The sequence below is a fragment of the Paractinoplanes toevensis genome, from assembly GCF_018332695.1.
Lineage (GTDB): Bacteria > Actinomycetota > Actinomycetes > Mycobacteriales > Micromonosporaceae > Actinoplanes > Actinoplanes toevensis.
Genome location: NZ_BOQN01000233.1, coordinates 1 through 2,192, shown reverse-complemented (window position 1 = coordinate 2,192; position 2,192 = coordinate 1). Strand labels below are relative to the sequence as shown.

Annotated in this window: 2 protein-coding genes and 1 pseudogene; all 3 read right to left on the bottom strand. The window is 70.3% G+C overall.

The annotated features are described in order from the left end of the window. Positions 1–99, bottom strand: a pseudogene (locus tag Ato02nite_RS50870) (cytidine deaminase); the annotation flags it as partial. Between the two features lie 26 nt (positions 100–125). Beyond that, on the bottom strand, positions 126–1,394 hold the full coding sequence (locus Ato02nite_RS50865; protein WP_213013954.1) for an ABC transporter permease: 1,269 nt from the start codon (positions 1,392–1,394) through the stop codon (positions 126–128). A 5-nt stretch (positions 1,395–1,399) separates the two neighbouring features. Next, positions 1,400–2,192 (bottom strand): ABC transporter permease (locus tag Ato02nite_RS50860; RefSeq protein ID WP_213013953.1); only part of this gene is annotated, 793 nt, incomplete at its 5' end.

Below are 2,192 nucleotides of genomic sequence, written 5' to 3'. Positions count from 1 at the left end.
CAGCGCCGCCACCCCGACCGGAAAGTCGGAGTAGGGCGCGTACGCGTGCCGCATCGCCTCGATGGCGGCGGCCCGCAGTCCAGCCCAGTCGATCTCCATACCGCGAATTCTGCCAGGTGAGCCGGTCAGCTCTTCACGTATGGCACACCGTCGGCGGCCGGCGCCCGGACCCGGCCCACGAGACCGGCCACGGCCACGATGGTGGCGATGTACGGCAGCATGTTGAGGAACTGGTTGGGCACCGGGCTGCCGGCCACGCTCAGGAAGTACGCCAGTTTCTGCGCGAAGCCGAAGAACAGGGCCGCGCCGAGGGCACCGAACGGGGTCCACCGGCCGAAGATCAGGGCGGCCAGCGCGATGAAGCCGGCGCCGGCGGTCATGTTCTTGTTGAAGGCACCGGTGGAGACCAGCGTGAAGTACGCCCCGCCGGCCCCCGCGATCAGGCCACCGACCATCACGTTCACGTAGCGCAGGCCGCGCACCCGGACACCGACCGTGTCGGCCGCCGTGGGGTGCTCACCGACCGCACGGGTGCGCAGGCCCCACCGGGTGCCCTTGAGCGCGAAGTGGATGACCACGACCAGGACCAGGGCGATCCAGACCAGCACGTTGGTGTGGAACAGCACCGGCCCGACGACCGGGATGTCGGCCAGCCCCGGAATCTCCCAGCGCGGCAGCTGCGGCGGCTGGTTGTACTTCAGCGCGTTCGGCTGCATCAGCCGCTCGTAGAGGAAGCCGGTGATGCCGAGCGCGAACAGGTTGAGGACGGTGCCGACCACGACCTGGTCGACCAGGAACTTGATGGCCAGCACGGCGAGCATCGCGGCGATGATCAGGCCGCCGATCATGGCGCTGATCAGGCCGGCCCAGACGCTGGTGGCGAGCGTGCCGACCAGGGCCGCGCCGAACGCGCCCATCAGGAACTGGCCCTCGATCGCCACGTTGACCACGCCGGAACGCTCGCCGAGAACACCGGCCAGCGCGCCCAGGATCAGCGGCAGGGCATATTCCACGCTGCCGCTGAGCGTGTCGACCAGCGGCATGAACTTGCCGGCCACCTGCCAGCACAGGAACGACAGCACGAACGCCGCGATGCCGAGGCAGAGCAGCAGGGTCTGCCAGCGCCGGGCCCGGCCGGTCAGCATGACCACGCCGAGCGTCACCGCGATCAGCCCGAACAGGATCGTGCCGAGCTGCCCGTTGATCGAGAGGGCGGCGCCGGTCGCGTCGGTGCTGAGCGTGAAGCGGGCGGTCTTCGACTCGGCCAGCGGGCCGAAGACGAACGCGGCCACCAGGCCGATGATCGTGACACCGGCGCCGAGCCGGCGTTCCCGGTTCCAGAACCGGTCGGGCGCGTCGACCCCGGTGAGGTCTTCCACAGTTGCCGTCGACACCGTGGTCACCAGCCCTTCGACATCGAGGCGCCGAGCCGTGCGGAACGGGCGGCGCGGAGCTGGAAGATCGCCTTCACCATGGCGGGCGCGGCGATGAAGATGACGATCAGCGCCTGCAGCACGGTGACCAGTTCGAGCGAGATGCCGATGTCGACCTGCATGAGGTTGCCGCCGGCCCGCAACGCGCCGTAGAGGATCGCGGCGAACAGCGTGCCCCACGGTTTGTTCCGGCCCAGCAGCGCGACCAGCAGGCCGTCGAAGCCGATGTTGCCGGCCACCTGGGCGGTCAGCTTGTCGGCGGTGCCGAGCACCTGGGTGGCACCGCCGAGGCCGGCCAGACCACCGGCGACAACCATCAGGAGGGTGTACGTCCGGGCGACGCTCATGCCGGCGGTCTTGGCGGCCGGCGGGTTCACGCCCACCGCGCGCAGCTCGAAGCCGAACGACGACCGGTTGATCAGCCAGGCCACCGCGGCCGTGGCCACCACCGCGAGCACGATGCCCAGGTGCACCCGCAGCGGGGCGGGCAGTGCCGGCAGCTCGGCCGTGGTCGCGATGGTCTTGCTGATCGCGTCGCTGCGACCCGGGTCCCGCACGCCGTTCTGCAGGATCAGCCAGCCCAGGAACAGCGTGGCCGTGTAGTTGAGCATGATGCTGGTGATGACCTCGTGGGCGCCGGTGCGGGCCTTGAGGAAGCCGGGGATGAAGCCCCAGAGCGCGCCGCCGATCAGGCCGAACAGCAGGGCCACGAGCAGGTGCAGGCCGGGTGGCAGGTGGAACGCGAAGCCGGCCACCCCG